Here is a 22511-nt window from a genome sequence, read left to right as displayed (position 1 = left end):
ATGATCGGGTAAAGCATGGCCACGAGGGTCTCGCACAACGCCTACGGCAAGCACCGGGTGCGGATCAGCAAGGTCCGCCGGCCCCGCCAGGCGCCGCCCAACGCGGAGCGTCACGAGCTGGTCGAGGTGGCGGTGGACGTCGAGCTGCAGGGCGACTTCGAGGCCGCGTTTACCCACGGCGACAACCGCCAGGTGATCGCGACCGACACCTGCAAGAACACGCTGTACGTGCTGGCCAAGGATCACCCAATCGATTCGGTGGAGTCGTTCGGCAGGGCCGTGGCGGAACACTTCCTCGGCCGCTACGCGCACGTCGAGCAGGTCGACGTGCGGCTGGTGGAGCAGGTGTGGGACCGTCTCGCGGGGTCCGACCACTCGTTTGTCGCGGCCCAGAAGATGACGCCCACCGCGGCCGTGACCCACCGCCGCGGCGAGTCGCCCGCGGTCGTCGGCGGGCTAGAGCGGCTTACCATCGCCAAGACCACCGAGAGCGGCTTTGTCGACTTCCACCGGGACGAGTTCCGCACGCTGGCGGACACCACCGACCGGATCCTGGCGACCGAGATGACCGCCGCTTGGCGCTACAGCGCGGCGGAGGCCGACTACGCCGCGGCCCGCGAGTCGATCGTCGCCGCGCTCTTGGAGCGGTTCACCGACCACTACAGCCACAGCGTACAAGAGACGCTGTACCTGATGGCCGGCGCCGCGCTCGCGGCCTGCGCCGACATCGGCCAGATCACGCTGACGATGCCCAACAAGCACCACCTGCTGGCCAACCTGGCGCCGTTTGACCGCGAGAATGAGAACGAGGTGTTCGTCGTGACGGACGAGCCGTTCGGCTACATCACGGCGACCGTCGATCGGGAGTAGCCGGCGCTACTCCGCGAGTTGGGCCAGCGTCAGGGCGAGCGTCTGCACGCCGGCGGAGATCTGCTCCGGCGTGCTAAACTCGTCCGGCCGGTGGGACACGCCCCCGCGACACGGGATAAAGATCATCCCGGTCGGGGCGATGCGGGCCATGAACAGCGAGTCGTGGTAGGCCCGGCTGATCATTCGCTGGTGTTTCAGGCCGAGCACGGCGACGGCGGATTCGGCGGCGGCGATCAAGCTGTCGGCGGCCTGCGCCGGCGGGTCCGCGTTCAGCTCGCGCGACTCCAATTGCACGCCGCGGCGGTCCGCGATGGCGGCGAGCGCTTCCTGAATCTCGGCGGCGACGGCGTCGCGGTTCTGCCCGTCGATGTCGCGGATGTCTAGCGAGAACGCGACGCGGCTCGGGATCGAGTTGACGGCGCCGGGGTGCACATCGAGTCGGCCCACCGTGGCGACCAGGTCTGGGCTGCGGCTCTCCTTGGCCAGCCGCTCGATCGCCAGCGTCATCTCGGCCGCCGCGTTGAGCGCGTCCCGGCGGCTGGGCATCAGCACCGCGCCCGCGTGGCCCCCCTCGCCGATGATGGCGAACTCGAACGCCGCCGGCGCCGCGATAGCGGTGACCACGCCGATGTCGAGGCTCGCAGCCTCCAGTTCGGGTCCCTGCTCGATGTGCAGCTCGACGAACGCGTGGTAGTAGTCGCCCGGCAGGGCAACGTCGGCCAAACTGCCGCTGAAGCCGGCCTGCTGGCGCACCGTATCGTACGTGTCTCCGTCCGAGTCTCGCATGTCGGCGAGCGCGTCGGGCGTGATGGCGCCGGACATCAGGCGGCTGCCGGTGCAGCCCATGCCGAATCGGGTGGGCTCCTCCGACGTGAACATCACCACCTCGATCGAACGCCGCGGCCGGCAGCCGGCCTGCTTGAGCACGCGGATTGCTTCTAGCGCGCCGAGCACGCCAACCGTCCCGTCGTATATGCCGGAATGAGGGATCGCGTCGGTGTGCGACCCGGAGCCGACCGCCGGCAGTACGGGCTCGCTCCCCTCCCAGCGGGCGAACGTGTTGCCGATCGGGTCCACCCGCACCGTGAGGCCCGCCTGCTCGTAGAGCCCGCGGAGAAACGCCCGGGCGCGGAGGTCGGTCTCGGTGAACACGACCCGCGTGACGGCGGGCGGCGGCTCGGGGCAGTCGCTGATCGCGGCGAGCTGCTCCAGCTCGTTCACGACACGCTCGACGTTGACGGGGGGCGGATCGAGGCTCATGACGGTTCACCGGACCCCACGTGCTGGCAGGCGCCGAGCGGGTCGCGGTGGATGTCCTTGTAGTAGATGTAGGCGGCGGGGGTCTTGCCCATGGCGACGAACCACTGCGGGCAGTAGGAGGCCATCCAGATGCTGTCGCCTTCAGCGACCGGCATCCAGTCGTCCGCCAGCCGGTAAACGCCCTGCCCCGCCTTCATGTACAGGCCGTGCTCCATGACGTGCGTCTCGACAAACGGCAGCGTCGCGCCGGGCTGGTAGGTGAAGACATTGACCGCCATGTCGAACGCGGGGTCGACCGGCAGGAGCGTCGCGAGCATCGCGTCGGCGTCGCCGAGGAACGGGTCGCAGGGAGCGTCGGCGAGCGTGCCGACCACCCGCGCGGGCGCGGTGACGCCGGCGAGCGGCTCGTAGCGTTTCTCGAACACCAAGAGCCGGGCGCCCTCGTCGGCTCGCAGGTCGTAGGACTCGTCGGCCGGGAGCCAGGCGAAGCCGTCGGCCGCCAGCGGTTGCCCGTCCAACCGGGCCTTGCCCTCGAGCACGTAGACCAGCCGCTGCACGCCAGCCGACGCGCCGGTGGAACGCGCCTCCCGACCACCGTGCACCAGGTACTGGACGAACCTCGGGCCGCCCTGCATCGCGGGGCTGATCAGCACCACGCCCTCGGCGCCCTGCCAGTTGGCCAGCGGTGAGAAGACGTGGCCGTCCGGGGCGATGAGCGCGTGGGTCGACTTGATCAGGGTGCGGGTCGAACCGAAGGGGCTGCTCAAACGGTGCTCCTTTGTTGTTTGGCGAGGTTTAGGACCAGCTGGGTCAGCACCTCGATGCCGACCGCGACGTCCGCGGCGTCGACGCGCTCGTCGGGGTGGTGGCTGACCGCGCCCGGGTGGCGGAGGAACAGCATCGCGACCGGGAAGCGGTGGGCCAGCATGACCGCGTCGTGCCCGGCGCCGCTCAGCACCTGCAAGGGGCGGCCGCCGCAGTGCTCGACCGCGGCTTGCAGGTGCCCGGCCAGGCCGGGGTCCATCGCGATAGCACGCTGCGAGGTCTCTTCCAGCAATTCGAACTCAACGCCCTCGATCTCTGCGATGGAGTGGGCCGCCGCCACGAGGTCGCGCACCGCGGCCTCGCGGGGGGCGTCGTCGCGGTGGCGCACGTCGAGCGAGACCTCCGCCTCGGCGGCCACCACGTTCGGGGCGTTGGGAGTGACGTGGATCGACCCCACCGTGGCCCGCAGTTCTTCTACGCCAGCGGCGTGGTCGCGGACGTGAGAGACAAACCTCGACGCGCACAGCAGCGCGTCCTGGCGGAGGTGCATCGGCGTGGTGCCGGCGTGGGCGGCCCGCCCGCGGAACGCCAGCCGCAGCCGGCTCTGCCCGGCGATGCCCCCGACCACGCCGACCGGCAGCCCCTGCTCTTCAAGCACGGGGCCCTGCTCGAGGTGGGGCTCGATGAAGCCGACCACGTCCCGCGGGTCGTAGCCGCAGCGGTCGATCGCGTCGGGGTCGAGGCCGAAGCCGGCGATCGCGTCACGCAGGCTGATGCCGTCGGCGTCGCGGCGTTCGAGCCACTCGCTCGGGAACGCGCCGGCGACCGCGGCGCTGCCAAGATAGGGCTTGCTGAACCGCACGCCCTCCTCCTCGCTGAACGCGACCACGTCGAGGTGGAACGGCAGGTCCTCGCCGCGCAGGCGTTCGGCCACGGCCAAGCCCATCAGCACCCCCAGCACGCCGTCGAAGGCGCCGGCGTTGGGGACGGTGTCCAGGTGCGATCCGAGCAGCAGCACACGGCGCTCGTGCTGCCCGGCCAAGCGGCCAACCAGGTTGCCCGCGTTGTCGACCCGCGGGACGAGCGACGCCTCGCTCATCCATCCAGCCAGCAGGTTGTGGGCGATGCGCATCGGGGGCGTGAGGTACCTGCGGGTTAGGCAGGCGGGGTCCTCCGAGCACGCGGCGAGCTGGCCGCAGCGAGTCATCACCGTTTCCGTCAGCGCCGCCACGCTTGCTGGGTTGGGCTGTTGCGGCTGCTGCACGGGCGAGACCTATGGCATTGACGCTCGCGGCGGGGCGTCCTATCGTGAAACCAGGCGGTAACTTACAGCATATCTAGCCCGCGAGAGCCGGACAATCTGCCTGCCGGTTTTCGGGGCGCGCCCAGCCGGCCGTGATCCCGCCATGCGTGACCACCTCGTGTTCTATCTGAACGGCGCACGGCTTGAAGTGCGTGGGCCTGCCGTCGGCCGCACGCTGACCGATTTCCTCCGCTACGGCGACGCACCGTCAACGCAGCCGCTGACCGGTACCAAGGTGGCCTGCGCCGAGGGCGACTGCGGCGCCTGCACCGTGCTGGTCGGCCGGCCCGACCCGGCCACCCGGCGCCTCGTCTACCAGGCGATCGACGCGTGCATCGCGTTCGTCTACCAGATGGACGGCGCGCACGTGCTGACGGTCGAGTCGCTGGCCGTTGACCGGCAGCTGTCTGACGTGCAGCAGGCGATGGTCGACTGCCACGGCAGCCAGTGCGGGTTCTGCACGCCGGGCTTTGTGATGGCGTTGCACGGGCTCCGCGCCAATCAGCCGTCGTCCGGATTGAGCGAGGAAGAGCTGCGCGTCGGGCTCTCCGGCAACCTCTGCCGCTGCACGGGGTACGCCCAGATCCTGGAGGCCGCGCACTCGATCGAGTCCTGCGCCGCCGAGCCGCTCGACGACCGCTACGACGCCGCCCAGATCGCCACCGACCTGGCCGCCCGCTGCCGCGAATCGGTGCACGTTAACGCCGGACCCAGCGCTGAGTCGAATGGGAAGCCCCAGACCACCACGGCGCCAGTGGAGGCCTTTGTGCCAGCGACGCTCCAGGAGCTGATTGCCGCCCGAGCCGCACGCCCGGACGCGCGGCTGGTGGCCGGCGCCACCGACCTGGGCGTGCAGCACAACCACGGCAAGATCGCCCCGCAGAGCGTCATCGTCATGTCCCGCGTTCCGGAGCTTAACCGGCTCGACGTGGATGAGCACGAACTGGTCATCGGCGCCGCGGTCACGTGGAGGCAGATCGAGCAGGCAACTGCTGACGCATTGCCGGAGTATTCTCGGCTGCTGAGCCGCTTCGGCAGCCCCCAGGTGCGCCACGCTGGGACGCTCGGGGGAAACCTGGCGAACGCGTCGCCGATCGCCGACTCGATCCCGCTGCACATGGTCGCCGAGTCGACCCTCCGCATCGCCGGGCCCGACGGAAGTCGCGAAGTGCCGATCGAAGACTTCTATCTCGGCTACAAGGAGCTGGACCTCCACGCCGACGAGGTGCTCGAGTCGGTCACCACCCCTCTGCCCGGCCCTGAAGTGCAGTTGACGCTACACAAAGTGTCAAAGCGGCGCGACATGGACATCAGCACCGTCACCGCGGCGTTCTGGCTCGATATGCAGGGCCAGACGATTCGGGAGGCCCGCGTAGCGCTGGGCGGAGTTGGCCCGGTTGTCGTCCGCGCTCGGCGCGCGGAGGCTGCGCTGCAGGGCCAGAGGCTGTCGCTCGACGCGATGCGGCGCGCCGGCCGCGCGGCCCGCGATGAGGTCGCGCCGATCTCCGACGTCCGCGGCAGCGCCGCGTACCGGCTGCAGCTCGTCGAGAACCTGTTCGTGAAGTGCCTGCACGACCTATCCGAAGCCTCCGAGCCGGCCTCCAGGACCGCTTAGCCATGCCCGCCGTTGGTCAACCACTTCCGCACGAATCGGCCGAGGGCCACGTGACCGGCGGCGCGCGGTACATCGACGACCTGCCCCGGCTGGCGGGTGAGTTGAGTGTGGCGTTCGTCGGCGCGCCGGTGGCTTCGGGCCGGATCAAGTCGATCAAAACGGCCGCCGCCCGGACGGCGCCCGGCGTGGCGTGCGTCATCACCGCGGCCGACCTGGCGGGGCCCAACCATTTTGGTCCGATCATCTCTGACGAGCCGTTCCTGGCCGAGGGCGAAGTCTTCTACCTCGGCCAGCCCGTGGTCGTGATCGGCGCTGAGACTCCTGAGGCGGCGGCGCACGCCAAGAAGCTGGTCAAGATCGAGTGCGAGGAGCTCAAGCCGGTCCTCACCATCGATCAGGCGATTGCTGCGCGGTCGTTCATCGGCCCCGAGCGGCGGATGACCAGCCTGCTGGCCGAGGACGATCAGGCCTACGCCGCCGCGTTCCGCGAAGCGGCGCACGTCGTCGAGGGTCGGTTCCACAGCAACGGGCAGGAGCAGTTCTACTTTGAGACCCAGGCCGCCCTCGCGGCGCCCGGCGAGTCCGGCGCGATGCACGTGACGTCGTCCACCCAGAACCCGACCGAGACCCAAGCGGTCGTGGCCGAGTCGCTCGGGCTCGGCTTCCACCAGGTGGTGTGCGAGTGCCCGCGCATGGGCGGCGCCTTCGGGGGCAAGGAGACGCAGTCCGCGTTGACGGCCATCATGGCGGCCCTGGTCGCGCACCACACCGGCCGCCCGGCCCGCGTGGTGCTACCCCGTGATGACGATATGAACATCACTGGCAAGCGCCACCGCTACCAGACCGACTACCGCGTCGCCTGCGACGCCGACGGGCGGCTGGTCGCGGCTGAGATGCACTTCTACTCTAACGGCGGCGCCTTCGCCGACCTGTCGACCTCGGTCATGGAGCGGAGCATGCTGCACGCGGACAACGCGTACCACATCCCGCACATGCGCATCGTCGGCAAGGTGTGCCGCACCAACCTGCCTCCCAACACCGCGTTCCGCGGGTTCGGCGGGCCTCAGGCGATTGCGGTCATCGAGAACGCGCTGCAGCAGCTCGCCGAACGGTCCGGCATCGACGCGTGGGACCTCCGCCGCCGGAACCTGTACCGCGACGGCGACCCCGACCGGCAGCTCACCCAGTACCGCCAGATTGTCCGCGAGCACGTGCTGGAGGAGATCTTCGACCAGCTCGACTCCGATTCCGACTACCGCGCGCGTCGGGAGGAGATAAAGCAGTTCAACACCGGTAGCCGCACCCACGTGAAGGGCCTGGCGGTCACCGCGGTTAAGTTTGGCATCTCGTTCACCACCAAATTCCTGAACCAGGCCAACGCGCTGGTCAACGTCTACACCGACGGCACGGTGCAGGTGTCGACCGGCGGCACCGAGATGGGCCAGGGCCTGAACACCAAGATCAAGCAGCTCGTTGCTGACGAGTTCGGGCTGGACCCTTCCCGCGTGCGGGTGATGAGCAGCTCGACCGAGAAGAGCAACAACGCCTCGCCGACCGCCGCCAGCGCCGGCGCCGACCTCAACGGCGCGGCGGCGCTGGACGCGTGCCATCGCATCAAACGCCGGATGAAGGACTACGCCGCCGGGCTGCTGGGCAGCGCCGAGCGCGGGCTCACCCCGGCGCCGGAGCACATCCGGCTGGAAGACGGCCTGGTGTACGACAACCGCGAAGCCGGCCGGGCGAATGCCATCGACTTCGGCAAGTTCTGCGCGATGGCCCGCCGCGAGCGCGTCGACCTCGGCGCCCGCGGGTTCTTCGCCACGCCCGGAGTCGACTACAACCGCGAGACCGGCCGGGGCAACCCGTTCTACTACTACACCACCGGCGCGGCGGTGGCCGAGGTGACCATCGACCGCTTCACCGGCGAACTCACGCACGACCGGACCGACATGCTGATGGACGTCGGGCGGATGATCAACCCCGGCATCGATCGCGGGCAGGTGATCGGCGCCTACATCCAGGGCGTCGGTTGGGTCACCAACGAGGACCTCCGCTACGACGACTCGGGCCGCCTGCTGTCGACCGGCCCCACCACTTACAAGATCCCCAACGTGACCGACCTGCCGCGCACGCTGAACGTGGCGTTCATCGACAACCCCAAGCAGTCCTGCAACATCCGCCGCAGCAAGGCGGTGGGCGAGCCCCCGCTGATGCTGGGCATCGCCGTGTGGGCGGCCGCGCGAGACGCCCTTGCCAGCCTGGCCGCCGGCCGCCCGTTCGACCTCGCGATCCCGGCCAGCGGCGAGGAGCTGCTGATGCGGATTACGGAACTCGCCGCGCCGCACGACGCCGGCCGGCCACAGCCCGCGGCGGCGCCATGAACGAGCACGCCCTACACCAGCGCTGTGTAGAGCTCTGCGCCGCGGCCGACCCGTTCGCGATTGTCACGCTGGTCGAGGCCGCCGGGTCCACCCCCTCGGACGCCGGCGCCAAGATGCTCGTCACGCCCGCCGGGCTCGACCTCGGCACCGTCGGCGGCGGGCGCGTCGAGGCGAAGGCGATCGGCGTCGCCCAGCAGATGCTGGCCGGCGGCGATCGAACCCTGCTGGTCGACTGGAGCCTGCGGACCGACGTCGGCATGACCTGCGGCGGCCGCGTGAAGCTCTACTTCGAAGTCGTCAACCGGTCCGACTGGCCCGTGGTGATCTTCGGCGCCGGGCACGTGACCCAGGCGCTTGCGTCGCTGCTGGCGACCCTCCCGTGCCAGGTCACGTGCATCGACCCCAGGCCCGAGTGGCTCGGCAGGCTGCCGGCCGGCGTCCGGGCGATCGAGTGTGCCGAGCCGGCCGAGCGGGTGACCGAGCTGGCGCCCAACGCGTTTGTGCTCTGCATGACGCGTGGCCACAAATCGGACCTGCCCGTGCTGCGGCAGATCTACCAGCTCCCGCGTTCGTTCCCGTTTGTCGGAGTGATCGGCAGCCGCGCTAAGGCCAAAGTGCTCCGCAGCGAACTGGTCGAGGGCGGTTGCCCCACAGACCGGCTCGACTTCTATTGCCCGGTCGGTCTGCCGATCGGCTCGAACCACCCGGCCGAGATCGCGGTGAGCATCGCCGCGCAGCTGCTCGAGGCGCGCGACCGCGTCAACGATCAGTCGGCCAGCGCATCAGCCGATTGAGTCGAGCGCCGCCAGGATGGCGTCGACGTTCTCGCTGCGGGCGCCGTGACCCATCAGGCCGATCCGCCAGCACTTGCCCGCCAACGCGCCGAGCCCGCCGCCGATCTCCAGGTTGTGCTCGTTCAGCAGCCGCTTGCGGGCGGCGGCCTCGTCGGCAATCGTGTCGGGCACCTTCACCAGGTTCAGCATCGGCAGCGAGTGGTCGGGGTCCGACGCGTACTCGAAGCCCCGCTGCAGCAGCCCTGCCTTGAGCTGCTGGTGGGCCGACTCGTGCCGCGCGAAGCGCTCGTCGAGCCCCTCCTCCAATGCCAGCCGCAGCGCCTCGTGCAGCGCGTAGTTCATGTTCACCGGCGCGGTGTGGTGGTACGCGCGGCTGCCGCTCCAGTAGTTGCCCACAAGTGTCAGGTCGAGGTACCACGAGTTGACCTTCGACCCGCGGCCATTCACCTTGTGCATCGCCCGCTCAGACAGCGTAACCGGCGCCAGGCCCGGTGGGCACGACAGGCACTTCTGGGTGCCGCTGTACGCTGCGTCGACGCCCCACTTGTCGATTTCAACCGGCAGGCCCGCGAACGACGTCACGCAGTCCATCACCAGCAGGCCGCCGTGCTTGTGGACCGCGTCGGCCAAGCGGTCAAACGGCTGGTGCACGCCGGTGGAGGTTTCTGCGTGGACGACCGCCAGCAGCTTCGGCTTCAGCTCCTCCACGCGGGCGATGAGCGTGTCCTGGTCGAACGCCAGGCCCCAGTCGATCTCCATGGTCTCGACCTCGCCGCCCGCCCGGCCTGCCTTGTCCGCCAGCCGGCCGCCGAACACGCCGTTGACGCCGATCAGGCAGCGATCGCCCGGCTCGACCAGGTTGTCCATCAGCATCTCAGCGCCGGCCGAGCCCGTCCCGGAGCACGCGAGGGTCATCTCGTTCTCGGTCCGGAACACCGCCTGCAGCATCTCGCGGACCTCGTTCATGACCCGCATGAACTCGGGGTCCATGTGGCCGATGCACGGCTTGGACAACGCCTCGAGCACCGACGGCGCCACCGGCGAGGGGCCGGGGCCGTGGAGCAGGCGGGTAGGGAGGTTCAGCGGGGGGAAGCTTGCAGGCATCGATCGATCGCGTGGCTTGGGGGCGAGGTTGGGGTGCCCGCGCTTTCTAACACAGAAGCGCCGCCGGGTCGAGCAGAGATGCGGGCTTCTGCGGCGCCACCCTGCCCCGCAACGCCATGGGTGAGGCGCCGGCCGATCGCCTACCCGATCCGCGCCAATACGCTGGACCACCACCAAGCGGGCAAGAGACGTTGCCACCCGAGGGCCCTGCCCGCAACGATCTCATCAGCCGCCGGGCGTTAGCCCCCGGTTCGTCTCACCGGCCCCGCCGCCAAGCTTTGCTCCTCCCTGTCCAACGCGTTTTGTCCGAAAACACGAAGCGAGCGGACAAAACCCAGCCCACCCGTCGACCCCTCATCACTGTTCAACGCTTCCCCCGCAGGTTCCGCCGCGGCGGCCGCTTGTGTGACCTGCGCTGGTTTTGTCCGATCCGGCGCATCGGCGTCGGACGATTGCTCAGTCGGCGGCTGCTCGTCGACTGTGGCGGCGACGCGTACGGCAATCTCCCGCAGCGCGGCCGGGACTGGCGACTCGCGTTTCGCCCTGGCGGGCGGCGCTGCTTGATCGACTTCCGGCAGGCTTTGCTTTGGGTCGCCCGGCTTCCGGCCGGCGATCCGTTCAATCTGATCCTCGATGGCCCACTGCTGCGGCAGGCTGGGAACCTCGCGGCGCATGACCTCCTTCACCGCGCCTACGACCCGCTCCAGCTCGACCCGCCGCCGCCGGTCCGCGCGGCGCCGCTCGTCGCGGCGTTCCTGCCGTTCCACCAGCCAGGCCGCGGCCCGCCAGTGCGTTTCCGCCGCGCGCCGCACCGCCTGCAGCGGCCCCAGCCGCGCGGCCATCTTGGCCCGCCGCACCTCGAGATCAAAGTCCTCATCGCCGTCCCGCTCGCGGCGGATCGTCTTGACGCTGCACCCCACGTACTCGGCCGCGCTGCCGAGCGTCATCCCCGCCGTGAGCAGTGCGCAAACCTCCCGCCGCTTGGTCTCATCCAACACCCGTGGCCGACTCATGGTTACCCCCCGTCGATAGCGTATAGAAAGCGAGTGTGTACACACGTACACACTCGCTTTCTACCCGACAGGGTGGCCTGGTTTCTACCAAGAACCCCGGAGAAAGCAGCGTTTGAGGCGCCACCGTAGGCCGGACCAAGCGGCGCGAAAAGCAAGCCACCCCGCCACGCCCAACCGCCGCGCCGTTCCGGCAATCTGACGTCCGATGCATGGCCAGATCGGTTCCGCCGGAGCAGCGCGGCGGTTGCGTCGGTTCGCCAGGTCGGATTCCTGCGCCGCTCGATCCGGCCTGCGGCTGGGGTGGCGTTAGATTTACGTCACAGCAGGTATCCACAGCTCTCCGAGCAGTGAGGAATGCCGTTTCAGGGAAACGGCGGTACGCTCGGTCGCCCCTCGCCACTGTCCGCTCGTCTGGAAATGCGGAGCGAGGAAAGCAATTGCACTGCCGTACCGTGGCCTCCGCCGGGTCGTGCGTAGCGCACTGGCCGAGCTACCGTGCCGGAGCGGTTTCCCCGGGCAGATCAATCCAGACGGTCTCTAGCCCGCTTTCCGTCAGGACTTCGAAGCGATAGCGCTCGCATAGAGGAGTCCGTACGACGAACTTTGTGCGGACTCCGTCCGATGGAACGCTTACAAGGCTCGCCGGCATTCCGTTGTTGGCCCAGGAGTTGAGGTAGACTCCGCTGGACTTTTCATCACGGTGAGTGGCGTAGAGTTTGCCAGCAAGTTCAAAAGAATTCTCGTCGTCAGGTGAACGGGCATCGAGAGGCGTGGCGACCACGTGCCTGGCTAGGGCGCCTTTGCTGTGGATGGCGAAACGAATGCAATGTCGGCCGCCGAACTCTTTAGAAACGACAACGTCTTTGCAGAAAAGCTTCGATTCCTTCAGTTCGACAGGAGCCTTCAGTTGATCCGTTGCAAACCATGCTCTGCTTGTGATGTCAGTGCCCTCGACCAAAACGACTTCGATCTCGGCGTCTTTCGCAAGAGGGGCAGGCGGAGGAAGGATCGGAAACGCTTCGCCAGGGCCAATCCAGATTTGAAGTCCGCTGGGGACGACCCCGTGAGAGCTGAGGTGGCTGATTGGTGAGTTCCCTTGCCCAGGTCCCCAGTACTGGTGACCTGAGCTGCGTGCCATCAACTGTTGTCTTGTGTAGCCATGACTCAACGGCGCAGCCTCCCTCTCTATCTTGGTCTGATGGGGAAGGCGCCATTGTTTCAGAGATAATTGTCGAAGAGAGACCTCTACCGGATGCTCCCCTTGGTTCAGTAGTTTGATGAGAAGGCGCTGTTGATTGTGGGGAACCTTGGCGTCGGGATCTGGCCAGGCCTCCAATTCAATCCTTAGTTGCTGCGGCGGCAACTCGGTGATCTCGCCGACCGCTTCGATCATCGCGGGCCCGTCGGACGAGAACCTGCCAGATCGCTTGATGTCGACCTCAATCCGTTTGCCCTCATAGGGAGCGAACTGTTCACGCAGGGGCGCGGCGACCCTGTCGCCCCTGAAATGGCCCACCCCCCAGCGATTCTCATGATAGTATCCGGTGAATTTTCCGGTAAATTGCATACGCACCTCAGCACCGGCCTGCGGGGAGAACAGACCGACAATCATTAGTGCGAGGAGTAGACACCCTCTTGGATCCATGCCTCGCCTCCTGCGAATGATGACCGATGTCGTGCAGTGCGCAATCGTACCAAACTTGCCTCCGAGTCCCGAAGGGCAGGTGCTTGCACCCACGGCTGGTAGCACATTCCAGACGCAAGTAGGGGCCAGCATCGTCCCTGACGTGCAGTGACTGAATGCCCCGCTACCCCCGTCCAAACCGCTCCAGCGCATACGGCGCCGGATCGATATGCGGCGTCGCGTCGGTCGCTAGTTCGCTGACCAGCTTGCCGGTGGCGGTCATGGTCGACATGCCGATCATGCCGTGCCCGGCGGCGACGATCACGTTCTTCAGCTTCGGGGCGCGGCCGATGCAGGGGATCTCGTCGTAGGTCATCGGGCGCCAGCCGCTCCACTCTTCCTCGACCAGGCCGGTGGGCGCCTCGACGAGGTGCTCGGCGGCGGCGCGGCGGAAGAGCTCGATCCGCCGGCGGTTGATGCTGCGGTCGTAGCCGACGAACTCCATGGTCGACCCGATCCGCAGGCCAGACGCCCAGGGCGTCACGGCCACGTGCGACTCCTCGAGGATCATCGGCATGGTCGGACCGGACGCGGGGCGCGGCAGCGTGATGGAGTAGCCCTTGCCGGGCTGGATCGGCAGTCGGCAGCCGAGCCGGTCGGCCAGGTGGGGCGCCTCGGCGCCGGTGGTGAGTACGAACAGCGGCGCCCGCATCGGGCCGGCCGACGTGTCGAGGCTGGTGGCCTGGCCGCCGGCGCCGTTGATGTGCTGCACCCGTACGCCCTCGGACAGCTCGACGCCGGCGGTGGTCAGCAGGCCCCGCATGGCCGTCATCAGGCGGTCGGGCCGCAGGTGGGCGTCGGTCGGGCAGTGCCAGGCGCCGGCGAGCTCCGGCCGGAGCGCGGGCTCGAGCTCCGTGAGCCGCGACCCCTCGTACGGGTCGAACCGCACGCCGAACTCACGCCGGGCGAGCTCGACCCCTTTTCCGTACGCCTCGAACTCCTCGGCGGACTTGAACACGAACAGCAGCCCGCGGTCCTCCCACTCGACGTCGATCGACTCGTCGGCGAGCAGCTCGCGGTACAGGCTCATCGACGAGGCGAGCAGCGCGTTGCGGGCCTGGGCAGCCTGCATCATCGGCTTGGTGCGGCAGCGGCTGGCGAACCGTGTCAGCCACGACCAGAGCGCCGGGTCGAGCCGCGGCTTGATGTACAGCGCGGCGTCGGGGTTGAACGCGGAGCCGATGGTCTTGCCGACCGCGCCGGGCGCGGTGAGCGGCAGCGCGTGGCTGGGGCAGATGTAGCCGCAGTTGCCGTGCGAGGCGCCGCCGCCGATGCGGCCCGCCTCGACCACCCGGACCTGCAGGCCCTGCTTGGCGAGGTAGTAGGCGGAGGCGCACCCCATGGCGCCGCCGCCGACGACGATTGCGTCCAACGTGTCAGGCATGGTCGGTCGGTCTGGTTGGCTGGATGCCGTGCCGGAAGGGGTCGCCCGGGTGGAACAGCAGCCGCGTGTCGCCGTTGACGTACGCGCGGCCGGTGATGGTGGGGATTACCCCGCCGTCGACGCTGCGGTACCGCCCGAGGAACACGCCGCCGACGATCGACTCCTGCCGCCAGGTCTCGCCCTCGGCCAGGGCGCCGTCGGCCGCCAGGCAGGCGAGCTTGGCGCTGGTGCCGGTGCCGCAGGGAGAGCGGTCGTACTGCTCGCCGGGGCAGAGCACGAAGTTCTTGGCGTCGGCGACGGCGGGGTCGGACGGGGGGCCGATCAGCTCGACGTGGTCGATCTCGGCGCCGTCGCGGCCGGTGACGCCCTGCGCGCGGAGCGCGCGGCGGATGCGGGTGGTGAGCGCGGTCAGCTCGGGGTGGTCGGCCAGCAGCAGCCGGCGGTCGGTCTTGGTGAAGAAGAACCAGTTGCCGCCGTAGGCGATGTCGCCAACGACCTCGCCGAGCCCGTCGACCTGAACCGCCACGTCCTGGGCCCAGCGGTAGCTGAGCACGTTCTCGATCACCGCCTCGCCGTCGGGCGTGAGCTCGATAGCGATGTCGCCGACCGGGGTCTCGATCACGTGGCGGCCGGGGCCGATGCGGCCGAGGTAGGCGAGGGTCTCAACGACGCCGATCGCGCCGTGGCCGCACATGCCGAGGTAGCCGGCGTTGTTGAAGAACAGCACGCCGGCCGCCGCGTCGGGCGAAACCGGCGCCTGCAGCAGCGCGCCGACCATCGCCTCGCTGCCGCGGGGCTCCAGCACCAGCGAGGTGCGCAGCCAGTCCTCCTGCTCGCGCATCCGGGTTAGGCGGGACCGCATGTCGCCGCCGCCCAGGTCGGGCGCGCCCTCCACGACCACGCGGGTCGGCTCGCCGGCGGTGTGTGAGTCGATCACACGCACCACGCCCGGCGGGTAGTTGGCGGCGGTCATAGGCGGGGGGCGGCGGGCGCCTGCAACGGGTCAGTCGGCGAACAAATCGGGGCGGAGCTGCATCAGGCCGGGCTCCTTCATCAGCTCGGTCACGGCGTCCAGGTCGTGGGGGCACTGCGGGGTGAGGTTCTCGATGCCCGAGTCGGTCACCACCACCGTGTCCTCCACCCGGATGTAGAGCTTCTCTTCCCGCACCCACAGCTGCGGGTCGAGCGCGAACACCACACCGGGTTCGAGCGGTTCTGTTTGATAGCCGCTGGAGTCGTGCACCGCCATCCCCACCTCGTGCGTCAGCGGGTTGCAGGTGGTCAGCAGCTGGCGGACGCCGGTCTCGAACGACGGCCGCGACCAGCGGACGCGCGACAGCGTGGGCGCCATCTTGGCTTCGACCTCCTGACGCAGGTTGTCCCAGGTCATCCCGGGCCGGACCAGGTCCAGCAGCAGCTGCTGATAGTCGACCACAAACCCGTACAGCTCGCGCTGCCACGGCTCGTACCGGCCGCTCACCGGCCACATGCGGCCGATGTCGCTGGTGTAGTTGGCGGCGTCGGGCGCGTAGTCCATCAGCACCAGGTCGCCCGCCTGAAGCCGGCAGTTGTTGCGGTAGTAGTGGATGTTCCAGATGTTGTCGCCGCCGGCAATGATCGGCCGGTAGCCGCCGCCTGTGGCGCCGTTCAAGAGGTACACGTACTCCGCGACCGCGCGGAGCTGGCCCTCCAGCAAACCGGGCGTGGTGCACCGCATCGCCTCGCTGACGGCCATGGCGGTCAGGCGGCCGGTGAAGCGCATCTGGTCGATCTCCGTGGCGCTCTTAATGCGCCGCATGGCGCCCAGCGTGGGGGAAAGGTCACGCACCTCGGCCTCGGGGCAGAGGCTGGCGATGCGGTTGGCGAACGACTCGGCCGCCGCACGCCAGGGGTCCTGCGCAGCCATCTTGGCCTGCACCCGCAGCGTGTCCTGGCACGCCTGCAGGCCCTCCTGCGGGAGGTGCGGCGCGTAGACCTGCTTGGCGGACCGCAGGTCGCCCGCCAGCGCTTCCAGCGGTTTCACATCGTCGCAGCCGGTGAGGCGGAGCGTCTCGTCCGGGAAGGTGACCGACAGCTCCGCGCCCTCCAGCTCCGCCAGCCGCTCGTCGGTGGGCAGCAGGTACAACACGCTGCGGCCGGTCCGCCCGTCAATCGTTAGATACGCGTGGGGGCACTCGGCGCCGGTCAGGTAGTAGAAGTCGTTGTACTGCCGGAACAGGTCGAAGGCGCCCGTGGAGGGCGCCCCCTGCAGCACCGCGACGCCCTCGCCGATGGCCGCCGCCAGGGCCGATCGGCGTCGTGCAAACTCGCTGGGTGGGAACGCGTCTTGGTAGTGCAGGTCAGGCATGGAGTCGCGTCGAGAGCCGCAGTAGGGCCCAGGGTTGGGCGGCGGCGGGCGGGGCGGGTTTTGTTGACATTGTGTGCAAAGTTTAATATACCCAGGGCTCCCACGAGCGCCGAGAGCCGATCTGTGAAGTTGATTCTTAGTGAGAACCCCGCCCTCCGCCTCTCGACTCTGTGCGTCCTCTACGCTGCCCAAGGGATCCCCGATGGGTTCGTGAGAATCGCCCTCAAGACCCACCTCATCGCCGAGGGGGTGTCGACCGACTCGATCGGCACCGTGATCCAGATGGTCAGCTGGCCCTGGGCGTTCAAGTGGGTGTGGGGGCCGTTCATCGACCGCTACGGCTACCTGCCGATGGGCCGCCGCCGGCCATGGATCCTGGCCGCACAGCTCGGCATGGCGTTAACGCTGCTCTCGATGGTGCTGATCCCCGACCTCACGGCCAGCATCGGGATGATCGCGGCGATGGTGCTGCTGGTGAACATGTTCGCGTCGCTGCAGGACGTGTCGGTCGACGCGCTGGCGGTCGACCTGCTGCCGCCCGAGGAACGCGGCATGGCCAACGGGTTCATGTACGGCTCGAGCTACGCGGGCAACTTCATCGGCGGCGCGGTGCTGGGGTGGTGCATCCTCAGGTTCGGGTTTTCCACCGCGATTGCGACGCAGGTGACGCTGCTGATGCTGATCGCCGCCGTGCCGCTGTTCTGCCGTGAACGCCGTGGCGACCTGCTGCTGCCCGGGCCGGCGGACCACCACCACTCCCGCAGCGAGGACGTGCCCCACCCGTCGTCGCTGGGGCAGCTGTTCGGGCTGCTTTTCAAGGCGTTTTCGCTGCGTTCGACGCTGCTCGCGGCCGTGCTGGCGCTCGGCTCGCTGATCACCGTGAACTCGCACCTGGTGATCTGGCCCGTGCACCTGCAGCGCGAGCTGGGCTGGTCGAGCGAGCAGTGGCTGCACCTGGAGGGGAACCTGGCCATCTGGTGCGGGCTGGGGGGATCGCTCGCGGGCGGGCTGATCGCGTCGGCGATCGGCGCCAAGCGGACCGTGATCCTGAGCCTGAGCTGCATGGCCGCTTGCTGGGCGGCGTACTACTTCACCGCCGACCAGTGGACCAACCACACGCTGGTCACCGCGTTGTTCCTAGCCGAGTCGACCGCGGCCGCGTTCCTGCAGGTGTCGATGTTCGCGCTGTTCATGGGGCTCTGCTGGTCGCCGATCGCGGCCACGCAGTTCACCGCTTACATGGCGATGCTGAACTTCTCTAACGGCATCGGCGCCCGGCTGGCGGGGCCGATCGAGCAGGCGTTCTCGATGCCGGTCAACCACTTGGCGCTCGCCGCGCTGCAGGTTGGGTTGATCGTCGTGGTGTTGGGGATCAACCCCAACCAGGTGCGCGACGAGCTGGATCCCCTGGTTGAATCCAACGACGGCGATCCGCCGCACGCGGGTGAGGCGCCGGGCTGACGCCGGCCGGACGCACAGCCCGGATATCCAGCACGCGCGGACCGACGCGTGGTTCTCCGTCGCGGCGCACCCGCCCTACGCGGGGCTTCGTTGCTGCCCGCGAAATCCGCATGCTATTATCGATGCAGAGCGGTCGAGCGCCCCCGCGTCGGCGTGCGTGGCGTCCGACACGCGACCGCCGGCGCCCACGCCGCAAGCCGCCTCCTAACCGATACGGCATGATCGCCGATGTGGCATGATGACCAAGCCAAGCCTCGCCGATTACATCTACGCCGATATCGCCGCCCACCTCTCGGAGCAGTGCGAGCCGCCGTGCCGGCTGACCCTCTCGTCGATCGCGACGCACTACGGGGTCAGCCTGAGCCCGGTGCGGACCGCGGTTGAACGCCTGGTGTCCGACCGGTTCCTGAAGACGCTCGACAACGGGCGGCTGGAGATCGGCGAACGCAAGAAGCTGCCGAAGTCGGCCAAGCTGGCCAGCGTCGCCCGGCCCGTCAACCACGAGAAGCTGATCCAGGCCGACGTGATCCGCCGCAGCCTGCTAGGCGAGGACGGCTTCCTCCGCGAGAACTGGGCCGCCGAGCGATACGGCATCGGCCGGACGGCGCTCCGCCCCATCCTCAGCCGGCTCGCCGGGCAGGGGCTCATCGAGCGGGTGCCCCGCCGGGGCTGGCGGGTGCGGCCGTTCGACAAGGACGACCTGTGCGCCTTCATCGAGATCCGTGAGCTGCTAGAGCTCAAGGCCCTGCGGCTCGCCCGCCCGGTGCTTAAGCGTGAACGGCTGGAGGAGCTGCTCGAGGCGAACCGCTCGCCCGAGACCCGGCAGGCTTCCGCCACGCTAGACAACAACCTGCACGAGTACTGGATCTCGCACTGCGGCAACGCCTACATCGAGCGGTTCTTCCAACGCGAGGCCGTGTACTACCGCACGCTGTTCGACTACGCGGCGCCGGAGGCGTCGGTGGTGGAGCAGATGGCCGGGCAGCACTGCAAGATCCTCGAGGCGTTGCTCGACGACAACTGGCGGGACGCCAGCGCGGCGCTCAAGGAGCACATCCAGGCGCAGAAGCCGATCATCAAGGCGCTGATCCAGCAGCTCCACGAGTCGCACCAGGGCAAGGAATCGGCCTAACGGAAGGGGCCGCTACTCGTTCTGGAGCCAACCCGGCAGCCGGTGGGGCCGCACGGCGTCGTAGCAGTCGAGCTTGGCGAACCGACGCATCGACACCGGCAGGCCGACCGCGGTGAACCCGGGGTGGCCGGTGGCCGGGAACGGGCCGCCGTGGTTCATCGCCGGCGAAACCGCCACGCCGGTCGGCATCTTGTCGTTCAGCAGGCGGCCCGCCTTGCGGCGGAGCACGCCCATCAGCTGCTGGCAGAGGTCGTCGTCGGCGCCGTCGGCGGCCGAGTAGACGCACGCCGTCAGGCTCCCCTCGATCTCCCGCGCCACGGCGACCGCCTCCGCGGCGTCGGCGGCGACAACCGCCAGCGTCGTCGGGCCGAAGGCCTCGCTCTGCAGAGCGACAGGCGACTCCAGGAAGTCGGCGCCGGACACCTGCAGCAGCGTGTTCTGGAAGTAGTAGCCGGGGCGGTCGGCTTTGGCGCCGCCGGTGACGATCGCGGCGCCTGCATCAACCAGGCCTTTCACGGTGGTCTCCAGGGTGCTGAGCGTCCCGCTGCTGAGCAGCACCGTCGGCTCTCGGTCCGACATGGTCCGGGCGACGTCCGACAGCCACGCGTCACACTCGGCGCCGGCGACCAGCACGCACAGGTTGGGGCAGGTGCAGAACTGCCCGGAGCCGAGCAGGCAGCTGCCGGCCAGTTCCTGGGCAAGGTCCGGACCCTTCTCGGCCAGCGCGCCGGGGAGGAAGAATACCGGATTGACGCTCGACATCTCCAGGTACGCGAGCACGCCGGCCGACTCGGCCGCCGCCTTGAGCCGCATCCCGCTGGCCCGGCTGCCGGTAAAGCTGATGGTCGCCAGCCGGCGGTCGCCGACCATCCGCAGCCCGTCCTCCGGTCCCATGCCGTACAGCATCTGGACGGTCGCCGGCGGCAGGCCGGCGTCGGTGACGGCGGCGGCCGCAAGCTCCGCCATCCGACGCGACACGCCCGGGTGGTCCGGGTGCGCCTTGGCGATCACGGGGTTGCCGGCCGCGATAGCGGCGGCGAAGTCGCCGCCCGAGATCGCGTTGAAGGCGAACGGGAAGTTGTTCGGCCCGAATACCATCACCGGGCCAAGCGGTCCAAAACCGGTGTGCAACCCTAGCGGCTCGTCGTGGACCGGCTGTCGCCACTCGCCGGAGCGAGTGGCGGCCGCCGCCTGCCGGAGCTGGCCGGTGGTGCGGGGCAGCTCGACCTCCAGCAGCCGGGGTCGGACGGGCAGGCCCGTTTCGCGCGAGGCGATCTCGGCGAGCTCCTCGCCCGCGCCCTCAAGCCGGTCGGCGTACGACTCCAGGAACGCGGCGATCGCGTCGGGCGAACAGCCGTCGAGCTTCTCGGCCGCGTCCGAAGCGGCCGTCAGGGCCGCCTCGCAGTCGGACCAGCTGCTCACCGGGTACCGCTCGTCCAGCGGCTTGCCGGTGGTGGGGTCGTGCGCTGTAAACTCTCCGGCCGCGTCGGCGGGCCGCCATTCTCCGCCTACTAGAACTGGGTGCATAACGCCTTTTTGGGGGCTGTCAGTACACACGGGCCTCACGACGCCAACGCGGCGTCGGTCTGGACCTGCGAGGTGTCCGGGCGCGTTGCGATGGCGTCCCGGATGACCTTGAGGATAGCCGCCCGCTCGGCGCCGACCAGGGGGAGACGTGGCGCCCGAACCGTTTCGGCGCCGAACCCGCACTCGACGTTGGCCAGCTTGATGTACTGGACCAGCTTGGGGAGCGTGTCCAGGTGCAGCAGCGGCGTGTACCAGCGGTAGACGTCCAGCGCTTCCTGCCACTTGCCCGCCTGAGCCAGGTCCCACAGCAGCCGGTTCTCGGCGGGGAAAGCGTTGACCAGGCCAGAAACCCAGCCCTCGGCGCCGAGCACTAGGCTCTCGAGCACCAGGTCGTCGACGCCGCACAGCAGCGTGTACCGGTCGCCGCAGCGGTTCCGGATGTCCGTGATCCGGCGGGTGTCTTCCGAAGACTCCTTGATGGCCACAAACTTGGGCTCGTCCGCCATCTCGTCGAACATCTCCGGCGAGATGTCGATGCTGTAGCTGATCGGGTTGTTGTAGCACATGATCGGCAGGTCGGTCGCCGACGCTACCGTGCGGAAGTGCGAGATCGTCTCGCGGGCGTCCGACTTGTAGACCATCGCCGGCAGCACCATCAGCCCGTCCACGCCGGCGTCCTGAGCCGACTGCGAGAACCGGCACGCCAGCGAGGTGGTGTACTCCGCTACGCCGGTCAGCACGGGCATGCGTCCGTCGATGTGGTCGACGGTGGCCTTGAGCAGGTCGGCCTTCTCGACGGCGTCCAGCGAGCAGTTCTCGCCAACCGTGCCGAGCATAATCAGGCCGTGCACGCCGCCCTCGATCAGGGCGTCGACGTGGGCCAGGGTCGCGTCGATATCAAGCGACTCGTCCTCACGGAACTGGGTGGTGACCGCGGGGTAGACGCCCCTCCACAGACTCTTCATTACTAACGGGCTCCTAAGAAACTGAGTATCAGGCGCAGTGGGCCTGAGTGCATTGTCGCGTGCGAGGGCCGGCCTCAGCACGGTTTCGTCCGTGGGGCCCATGCCTGCCTTGCGTCCGGCGGGAGAACGCGGTCCGTGGTTCGGCTGGAGTCAGTAGAATACGCCGCCAAACATGCGTTCTGCCCTGATTGTAGACAGCCGGCGGCAACCCTGCAATAGATTGTGTACAAAAACACGATCAAGGGCTGGTGCGGCGCCCGCCGGGGTGTACTATTGGTGCTGGCTGTGACGGGCGCGCACTTTTCGTGCTGCATCTGGCCGCGGCAGACTATACTACCAACAAGGACCCGTCCTACGTGCACGTTGCGTGGCGGGTCCCCTGGCGGAGAACGGCAGTGTCGGCGAAAGCCGGGAGATGCTCGGTCCTTTGCCAAACCTCCTCTCTTACTACCTGGGCTCGCCCCGCATGACGGTTGTCGTTCGACGCCTGTTGATGGTCCTGTGCTTCGGCGTGCTCTGCGCCGGGGTTGGGGTACGGACCGCCACAGCGACCTGCGGCGACTGGCTCGCCCACAGCCCGCCGTTGGAGGAGGCGAGCGACGCGTCCGCCGACCACGCCAACTCCAAAGCAGTCACCCCTGCAGACGACCCGGCGCCCGGACGCAAGTGTTCCGGCCCGTCGTGCAGCGGCGGCCAATCGCCCCCGCCCGTGGCCACCCCAGCGCCGCAGCCGGCGCCACGGGAATTGCAGCATGCCGTGTCGTCCCGCAGCGAGTCGGACAACGCCGGTGCGCCGCGCGACTGGCGCCGCGACCTCACCCGTGTGGTCGCGCTCAAGGGATTCTTCCCCGTACCGGACCCTCCCCCGCGTTTTTCCTGACGCGGCATAGTTCTAGGTGGCTGCCC

At 68.8% G+C, this 22511-nt stretch carries 18 protein-coding genes; 7 read left to right on the top strand and 11 right to left on the bottom strand.

Annotated elements, in window-relative coordinates; genetic code table 11:
• Positions 1-15: 15 nt before the first annotated feature.
• Complete coding sequence (gene pucL / locus KOR34_RS03950) at positions 16-870, top strand: factor-independent urate hydroxylase (protein ID WP_146562406.1); 855 nt, start codon at positions 16-18, stop codon at positions 868-870.
• Positions 871-876: 6 nt separating this feature from the next.
• On the opposite strand, the gene KOR34_RS03945 is transcribed toward pucL, so the two are convergent.
• Genes KOR34_RS03945 through KOR34_RS03935 form a run of 3 tightly spaced genes read right to left on the bottom strand, consistent with a single transcriptional unit; the run spans position 877 to position 4159 of the window.
• Positions 877-2130, bottom strand: a complete 1254-nt coding sequence (locus KOR34_RS03945) for a M20 family metallo-hydrolase (protein WP_146562404.1) — start codon at positions 2128-2130, stop codon at positions 877-879.
• Positions 2127-2897 carry a (S)-ureidoglycine aminohydrolase gene (gene allE, locus KOR34_RS03940; protein ID WP_146562401.1) on the bottom strand — a complete coding sequence of 257 codons (771 nt, stop codon included), beginning with the start codon at positions 2895-2897 and terminating at the stop codon, positions 2127-2129. The genes KOR34_RS03945 and allE overlap by 4 nt, the downstream gene beginning before the upstream one ends.
• A complete protein-coding gene (locus tag KOR34_RS03935) occupies positions 2894-4159 on the bottom strand; it encodes an allantoate amidohydrolase (protein WP_146562399.1) in 1266 nt (421 codons plus the stop codon). Before KOR34_RS03935 ends, allE begins: the two co-directional genes overlap by 4 nt.
• A gap of 142 nt (positions 4160-4301) precedes the next feature.
• On the opposite strand from KOR34_RS03935, the gene KOR34_RS03930 reads away from it, so the two are divergent.
• Genes KOR34_RS03930 through xdhC form a run of 3 tightly spaced genes read left to right on the top strand, consistent with a single transcriptional unit; the run spans position 4302 to position 8988 of the window.
• Complete coding sequence (locus KOR34_RS03930; RefSeq protein WP_146562397.1) at positions 4302-5813, top strand: xanthine dehydrogenase small subunit; 1512 nt, start codon at positions 4302-4304, stop codon at positions 5811-5813.
• Between the two features lie 2 nt (positions 5814-5815).
• A complete protein-coding gene (gene xdhB / locus KOR34_RS03925) occupies positions 5816-8194 on the top strand; it encodes a xanthine dehydrogenase molybdopterin binding subunit (RefSeq protein ID WP_146562395.1) in 2379 nt (792 codons plus the stop codon).
• The gene (gene xdhC, locus KOR34_RS03920) at positions 8191-8988 is read left to right on the top strand and encodes a xanthine dehydrogenase accessory protein XdhC (protein WP_146562393.1); all 798 of its coding nucleotides are present in this window, start codon (positions 8191-8193) and stop codon (positions 8986-8988) included. The genes xdhB and xdhC overlap by 4 nt, the downstream gene beginning before the upstream one ends.
• On the opposite strand, the gene KOR34_RS03915 is transcribed toward xdhC, so the two are convergent.
• From KOR34_RS03915 to KOR34_RS03890, 6 genes are all read right to left on the bottom strand, one after another.
• Positions 8977-10092, bottom strand: a complete 1116-nt coding sequence (locus tag KOR34_RS03915; RefSeq protein WP_146562391.1) for a pyridoxal-phosphate-dependent aminotransferase family protein — start codon at positions 10090-10092, stop codon at positions 8977-8979. The two genes, xdhC and KOR34_RS03915, sit on opposite strands and share 12 nt — an antisense overlap.
• Positions 10093-10331: 239 nt before the next feature.
• On the bottom strand, positions 10332-11105 hold the full coding sequence (locus KOR34_RS03910) for a hypothetical protein (protein ID WP_146562389.1): 774 nt from the start codon (positions 11103-11105) through the stop codon (positions 10332-10334).
• Between the two features lie 490 nt (positions 11106-11595).
• A complete protein-coding gene (locus tag KOR34_RS03905; RefSeq protein WP_146562387.1) occupies positions 11596-12717 on the bottom strand; it encodes a hypothetical protein in 1122 nt (373 codons plus the stop codon).
• 196 nt (positions 12718-12913) lie between these two features.
• Positions 12914-14173, bottom strand: a complete 1260-nt coding sequence (locus KOR34_RS03900) for an NAD(P)/FAD-dependent oxidoreductase (RefSeq protein ID WP_146562385.1) — start codon at positions 14171-14173, stop codon at positions 12914-12916.
• Complete coding sequence (locus KOR34_RS03895) at positions 14166-15146, bottom strand: proline racemase family protein (protein WP_146562383.1); 981 nt, start codon at positions 15144-15146, stop codon at positions 14166-14168. Before KOR34_RS03895 ends, KOR34_RS03900 begins: the two co-directional genes overlap by 8 nt.
• Positions 15147-15176: 30 nt before the next feature.
• Positions 15177-16520, bottom strand: coding sequence for an aminopeptidase P N-terminal domain-containing protein (locus KOR34_RS03890; protein WP_146562381.1), 1344 nt, complete (start codon positions 16518-16520; stop codon positions 15177-15179).
• 123 nt (positions 16521-16643) lie between these two features.
• Here KOR34_RS03890 and KOR34_RS03885 point away from each other — a divergent pair, with 123 nt between their 5' ends.
• Together KOR34_RS03885 and KOR34_RS03880 are read left to right on the top strand one after the other, a co-directional pair.
• A complete protein-coding gene (locus tag KOR34_RS03885; RefSeq protein WP_197531120.1) occupies positions 16644-17981 on the top strand; it encodes an MFS transporter in 1338 nt (445 codons plus the stop codon).
• A 238-nt stretch (positions 17982-18219) separates the two neighbouring features.
• The gene (locus tag KOR34_RS03880) at positions 18220-19113 is read left to right on the top strand and encodes a GntR family transcriptional regulator (RefSeq protein WP_197531119.1); all 894 of its coding nucleotides are present in this window, start codon (positions 18220-18222) and stop codon (positions 19111-19113) included.
• 12 nt (positions 19114-19125) lie between these two features.
• Here the strand turns inward: KOR34_RS03880 and KOR34_RS03875 are convergent, their stop codons facing one another.
• Both KOR34_RS03875 and KOR34_RS03870 read right to left on the bottom strand, forming a co-directional pair.
• Positions 19126-20640: an aldehyde dehydrogenase family protein gene (locus tag KOR34_RS03875; RefSeq protein ID WP_146562375.1), complete on the bottom strand. Its 1515-nt coding sequence runs from the start codon at positions 20638-20640 to the stop codon at positions 19126-19128.
• Positions 20641-20675: 35 nt separating this feature from the next.
• On the bottom strand, positions 20676-21605 hold the full coding sequence (locus KOR34_RS03870) for a dihydrodipicolinate synthase family protein (protein WP_146562373.1): 930 nt from the start codon (positions 21603-21605) through the stop codon (positions 20676-20678).
• A 427-nt stretch (positions 21606-22032) separates the two neighbouring features.
• Here KOR34_RS03870 and KOR34_RS03865 point away from each other — a divergent pair, with 427 nt between their 5' ends.
• Positions 22033-22485: a hypothetical protein gene (locus KOR34_RS03865; RefSeq protein ID WP_146562371.1), complete on the top strand. Its 453-nt coding sequence runs from the start codon at positions 22033-22035 to the stop codon at positions 22483-22485.
• The last annotated feature ends 26 nt before the right edge of the window (positions 22486-22511 follow it).

The sequence above is a fragment of the Posidoniimonas corsicana genome (genome assembly GCF_007859765.1).
Lineage (GTDB): Bacteria > Planctomycetota > Planctomycetia > Pirellulales > Lacipirellulaceae > Posidoniimonas > Posidoniimonas corsicana.
The sequence above is the reverse complement of the archived record's forward strand: the minus strand, read 5'-3'. Positions and strand labels throughout refer to the sequence as shown.

Coding starts and splice junctions, on each gene's coding strand:
- KOR34_RS03890 (WP_146562381.1), bottom strand. CDS start 16,520: ATGCCTGACCTGCACTACCAAGACGCGTTCCCACCCAGCGAGTTTGCA.
- KOR34_RS03910 (WP_146562389.1), bottom strand. CDS start 11,105: ATGAGTCGGCCACGGGTGTTGGATGAGACCAAGCGGCGGGAGGTTTGC.
- KOR34_RS03875 (WP_146562375.1), bottom strand. CDS start 20,640: ATGCACCCAGTTCTAGTAGGCGGAGAATGGCGGCCCGCCGACGCGGCC.
- KOR34_RS03880 (WP_197531119.1), top strand. CDS start 18,220: ATGACCAAGCCAAGCCTCGCCGATTACATCTACGCCGATATCGCCGCC.
- KOR34_RS03930 (WP_146562397.1), top strand. CDS start 4,302: ATGCGTGACCACCTCGTGTTCTATCTGAACGGCGCACGGCTTGAAGTG.
- KOR34_RS03905 (WP_146562387.1), bottom strand. CDS start 12,717: ATGATTGTCGGTCTGTTCTCCCCGCAGGCCGGTGCTGAGGTGCGTATG.
- KOR34_RS03895 (WP_146562383.1), bottom strand. CDS start 15,146: ATGACCGCCGCCAACTACCCGCCGGGCGTGGTGCGTGTGATCGACTCA.
- KOR34_RS03870 (WP_146562373.1), bottom strand. CDS start 21,605: ATGAAGAGTCTGTGGAGGGGCGTCTACCCCGCGGTCACCACCCAGTTC.
- xdhC (WP_146562393.1), top strand. CDS start 8,191: ATGAACGAGCACGCCCTACACCAGCGCTGTGTAGAGCTCTGCGCCGCG.
- KOR34_RS03945 (WP_146562404.1), bottom strand. CDS start 2,130: ATGAGCCTCGATCCGCCCCCCGTCAACGTCGAGCGTGTCGTGAACGAG.
- xdhB (WP_146562395.1), top strand. CDS start 5,816: ATGCCCGCCGTTGGTCAACCACTTCCGCACGAATCGGCCGAGGGCCAC.
- pucL (WP_146562406.1), top strand. CDS start 16: ATGGCCACGAGGGTCTCGCACAACGCCTACGGCAAGCACCGGGTGCGG.
- KOR34_RS03900 (WP_146562385.1), bottom strand. CDS start 14,173: ATGCCTGACACGTTGGACGCAATCGTCGTCGGCGGCGGCGCCATGGGG.
- KOR34_RS03915 (WP_146562391.1), bottom strand. CDS start 10,092: ATGCCTGCAAGCTTCCCCCCGCTGAACCTCCCTACCCGCCTGCTCCAC.